The sequence below is a fragment of the Nitrospinota bacterium genome (genome assembly GCA_009873635.1).
GTDB lineage: Bacteria > Nitrospinota > Nitrospinia > Nitrospinales > VA-1 > LS-NOB.
The window spans coordinates 7,566-12,546 of sequence record WAHY01000041.1 but is presented as its reverse complement, the minus strand read 5'-3'; the positions used below and the strand labels follow the sequence as shown (position 1 = coordinate 12,546).

At 43.2% G+C, this 4,981-nt stretch carries 5 protein-coding genes; 3 read left to right on the top strand and 2 right to left on the bottom strand.

Going from position 1 to position 4,981, the window contains the following annotated elements; genetic code table 11:
* Window positions 1-274 (bottom strand): NADP-dependent isocitrate dehydrogenase (locus F3741_12540; protein ID MZG31605.1); only part of this gene is annotated, 274 nt, incomplete at its 3' end.
* A gap of 416 nt (window positions 275-690) precedes the next feature.
* On the opposite strand from F3741_12540, the gene glnD reads away from it, so the two are divergent.
* Both glnD and F3741_12530 read left to right on the top strand, forming a co-directional pair.
* The gene (glnD, locus tag F3741_12535; protein MZG31604.1) at window positions 691-3,381 is read left to right on the top strand and encodes a [protein-PII] uridylyltransferase; all 2,691 of its coding nucleotides are present in this window, start codon (window positions 691-693) and stop codon (window positions 3,379-3,381) included.
* Between the two features lie 27 nt (window positions 3,382-3,408).
* Complete coding sequence (locus tag F3741_12530) at window positions 3,409-3,786, top strand: cytochrome c (protein ID MZG31603.1); 378 nt, start codon at window positions 3,409-3,411, stop codon at window positions 3,784-3,786.
* Between the two features lie 21 nt (window positions 3,787-3,807).
* On the opposite strand, the gene F3741_12525 is transcribed toward F3741_12530, so the two are convergent.
* A complete protein-coding gene (locus F3741_12525) occupies window positions 3,808-4,116 on the bottom strand; it encodes an MTH1187 family thiamine-binding protein (protein MZG31602.1) in 309 nt (102 codons plus the stop codon).
* Between the two features lie 143 nt (window positions 4,117-4,259).
* Between F3741_12525 and pheA the strand changes: the two genes are divergently transcribed.
* On the top strand, window positions 4,260-4,981 hold a 722-nt coding region (gene pheA / locus F3741_12520; protein MZG31601.1), incomplete at its 3' end, for a chorismate mutase.

The following is a 4,981-nucleotide window of genomic DNA, read 5'->3' as shown; positions in this document are numbered from 1 at the left end:
GCACTGACGCACTGATATTCGGCAACTTGATTATGTTCGCATCCGGCTTCAATACCATTTCACCCAGAAGAGAAAGATCGTCCGGTTGTTGCTGGTCGGGTTTCAATCGGTCAGGAAACTGCGAAATGATTCTTCCTGCAAGCGATATATCCATCGTCCCAACCTCTACTCCCGCTACTCCCGTAAACGCCTGGATGATGGGTAGAAAGGATCCGCTCGCTAACTCAGGCGCTTCATCAACTTTTGTGTATACTATATCTGGCTTCTCTGACATGGTTATTTACCCCAAAAATAAATTACTTAAATAATTAACAATTGAACTAAATTTTATCGTTTAACGACCGGCCTGTTATATCCACTCTTTTAAAAATACTTCAAGCCTTCGAAAGGCATAAATAAATATGCTTTAATGAAAGCTAATATCATCTAATCTCAAATGGCAGATACTACAGGTAAGCGCAACATTAATTGTTTGTTAGAAGAACGTGTAAGCTAAATTATTACCCACTTCTTGTCAAGCAATTTTGGCAAGGCATTTCCCTGAAAAAATACCGGGAAATGTTGAAAAACAAATATTAACTTATCTATCCTAAAAGAAGTTTTCATAATACAGCGATAAATTAAGAAAGTTTTAAATCTGATATAATTGTTTTATTCTTCAACAAAACAATCTCCCATTTATTTTTCTGTATGGACAATTCTAAAAACAGTTACCGACTGGCTATAGATTTCAGCCAGGTACAGAATATTCCTGCCGACCCGAGGAAGAGACTGCCCTATTTCCAAACTTTTAAAAAATTATTACAAGACGAAAAAGAAAAGATTAAAAGCTGGCATCGTGCGGGAGCTGGCGGACGCGAAATCATTCAGGCGCATACCAGTCTGGTCGATGAGGTCATCCGGCATGTTCTTCTTTCCATGACACAACTGGAGGCTTATTCCGGCAGCAAGGTGTTGGAGGATTTTTCTTTAATCGCTGTGGGAGGTTATGGCAGGGGAGAACTGAATCCACTTTCAGATATTGATTTGTTATTTCTTCTTTCAGGCAACCCCAAATCTCTCACAGAAACATTCATTCAGGACGCGCTTTCAGTGATATGGGGGTTTGGCATGGAAATCGGACACAGTTCCCGCACAATTAAAGAATGTGTAACACTCGCCCAGGATGATTTGACCATCAAAACCTCCATGATCGAAACCAGGTTTCTCATTGGCAATCAAACCACTTATGATAAATTTTACAACACCATTCAGAAAAATGTTCTGCGAAAGCATGTTAAGCAGTTTCTAAACACCAAACTTAAAGAACAATACACCCACTACGGACAAGGCGACAGTGTAGTGAGCCACCCTGAGCCCGATATCAAAAATGGGCCTGGTGGATTGCGCGATTACCACAGTGCCTTATGGGCCACTGCCGTACGTTATGGGTGCAACTCACTGCGGGAAATAAATGAAACACACGTGCTTTCAAATGAAGAAATTGAGTCGCTCTATCATTCTGTTGACTTCTCACTCCGGGTTCGTAATGAACTGCATTATCTGACCGGACTAAAAAGTGATGTCCTGACTTTTGATATCCAGAAACAACTGGCAAACAATCTGGGATACAAAATTTCCTCCCAGGGTCAACCCGTTGAAGAATTCATGCGGGATTACTACCTGCACGCCACTAATATTTATACTTTTTCTCAAAACCTTTTCGAGCATTGCCGGCAACCTAAAAGATCATTTAAAAAAGTAATCTCCTCATTGACTAAAAAGTCAGTGGGTCATGGATTTCACATTTCAGAGTCTTCCCTGATTTATGAAGGTGACGCAAAAGAGAATTTCAAAAAGGATAAATCGCTGTTATTAAAAGCATTAGAGCTTTGCAAACAACATCAGGTTCTACCTGATTACAAGCTGCAACGGAACATGCGATTGAGCAAAAATCTTATAAACGCGCAATTCATGAAAGGTGAAGAGATTAAGGATTTCTTATTCTCCATTCTGCAAAGCCAAACCACTGAAAAAATTCTCAGGTTGATGCACGAAACGAATATTCTTGAACAGGTATTACCAGAATTTGGTCTGGCCCACTGCAAAGTAAACCACGACTTTTATCATCATTACACGGCTGATGAGCATTCCCTTCGTATTATAAGGTTCCTCGATGAACTGGCTGTTACAAGTATCACGAATCCCACGGATCTCTCTGCCTTGTATCAGGAGTTTTCCCGCAAAGAAATCCTAAAGTTATCGGCCCTGCTGCAATCAGCAAGGAAAGCACCAGATGGCGGACCGGACGATTCTTTAAAATCCCTGGCTGACAGACTGCTCCTCGGAGAGACTGATTCAGAGCTCATGCTTTTTCTCCTGGCTAACCCTTACACCATGATCGAAACAGCATTGCATCAGGATATTCACCAACCCGCAGTGATTCGCAAATTTGCTGAAACGGTCGCAAACCCGGAAAGAATGAAAGGGCTCTATCTTCTCAGCTATGCTGAGTTAAGGGCCGTGGCACCAGGCACTTTAACAGCCTGGAAAAAAATATTACTTTCAGAGTTATATGAAAGAACACTGAAATATATGCAAGATCCGGAATCTCTGGAACAACAGCCTTCGGCCACACGAGCAGGTGTTTTTAAAGCACTGCAGCGGGAACTGCCTGTGAACGATATCGAAAATCACCTGCGTCAAATGCCGGCAGATTATCTGATGACAGCATCTTCTGAAGAAGTTGCGCTTCACATTCGTCTCATCCGGTCCTTCAAAGATAAATTATTTATTCTTCATCACCAGTTTCACGAAGAAGGAAACTACCATAACCTCACTCTTTGTTGTCCGATTGGTAGCGAAGCGTTTCAAAAACTTGTTGGCACGGTCACTGCCAAGAGCCTGAATATTCTCGGCGCTCAATTCTTTCTTAAAAAAGATGGCATAGTGATTGTCTCCCTTCAGGTAGAAGCCAACACCAAAGCCGATGCTGAAGATGTAGAAATATGGAAAGACATTAAAAACAATCTGGGTCAGCTGTTTTCCGGGGAAACGAGCTTGCAAAAAATGTTGAAATCCAGAACCCGGTACGCAGGTGAACAAAAAAAGATGGCCATGGTCCCCAGGGTCCATGTCGAAAGAACAGCGGACAACCCGTTTACTGTAATCAGGGTGGAAGCCAGGGATCATATAGGCATGCTTTACAAAGTTGCCACCGTATTTGTAGATTTTGGTATCCGTATTCACCGTGCAAAGATATCAACCCAGGGCGACCGCGCAATCGATGTTTTCTATGTATCTCTTAGAAATCCAAAGTTTGATCTCAACAAGGTAATCAGCAGATTCAAAGAACACATGATTCAAACCTTGATGATCGAAAAGCTGGAAGATGTTCGCTAGGCGCGAACCCAACATTGAAAAAACAGGCTGGATAATTTGAAACATCTCATAAAAGTCAAAACAGGTCTGGCTTTCCTGTTATGGACGCTTGTCGGAGGTCCCACCCTGGCCTTCGCAGATTCTCCTGACCTTGAAACCGGACGGGATATTTTTTATAAACATTGCAAAGCCTGCCATGGTGATAAAGGCAACGGCAAAACCTTCGCGGCAAATGTGTTGAATCCACCACCCAAAAATTTCACCTCTGAAAAATCGAAAAAAGAACTGACAAAAAGCCGGATGATCCTTTCCGTCACAAAAGGACGAAAAGGCACCGCCATGATGCCATGGGAGTCCAACCTCACTCCCGGGGAGATCGAAGCGGTCGTGAGCTATATCCGCAAAAAACTGATGGAAGTGGATTAATCCATTCCAATAATTACCAACTTACTTCTTAATTTCTTTACCCAGTTTATTCTCAATGGAGGCGATTTTGGATTCCAGCCTGCCCGACCTGCCTTCACGGTAATCAATCTTGATACCACAGGTGATACGTTTGCAATCTTTCCTCATCGTCTCGTAACATTGTTTGACCACGCCCATCACTTCGTCAAACTCACCTTCCAGAACCGTTCCCATCGGATTCAACCTATACGGCACACCGCTCTCATCAATTATTTTTAAGGAGCGACTGACCTGTTCACTGACACTTTCCCCCTTATCCATGGGGCTCATACTGAATTCCAGCAAAATCATGATTTATACCCTCGAGTCTAAAATATTGAATTATTAGAGGCACACTGCTAATTTTTGCTTGCATTGTAGGGCTGATTTATGAAATGATCAACCATCCCATTCAAGCGATTGCGGGAAATTCTAGTAAAGGCGGTATTTGTTTTTTGTCCCAGTTAGATGATCTGCGCCAGCAGATTGATAAAATTGACGACCAGCTTGCAAAGCTGATCAGTCGCCGTGGTCGTTTAGCCCAGGGAATTGGTGAAGAGAAAGCCCGACAGGGGAAGATGACTCATTATCATGTTCCCCAACGTGAGAGGGCTATCCTCGACCGATTGAAAGAACAAAACAAGGGCCCTTTCCCCGATTCTTCCATTGAGTCCATTTTTCGTGAGCTGTTCTCTGCTACCCTGGCTCTGGAAAAACCTTTGAAAATTGCTTTTCTTGGTCCGAATACGACCTTCAGCCACCAGGCTGCGGTGAAGCATTTTGGTCATTCATGCACTTTCAATCCTTGTGGAAATATTGAAACGGTTTTTTCTGAAGTTGAGATGGGCAATTCCGACTATGGTGTTGTTCCGGTGGAAAACTCCATCGAAGGGGTGGTCAACCTCACTCTGGACTGCATGGTCGATTCACCCCTTTATATTTGCAGTGAGACACAGCTCCCGATAGGGCTTTTTCTTTTGTCCAATACCAAGGACCGGAAAAAGATCCAGAAAATTTATTCACACCCGCAACCGTTTGCGCAATGTAGAAACTGGCTGAATAGCAACCTGCCAGGTGTTGAGCAGGTTCCTGCTTCAAGCACGGCCCAGGCTGCTGAATTGGCCAAAAAACATAAAAACGCCGCTGCCATTGCCGGGGAACTGGCTGCTGAGGTCTA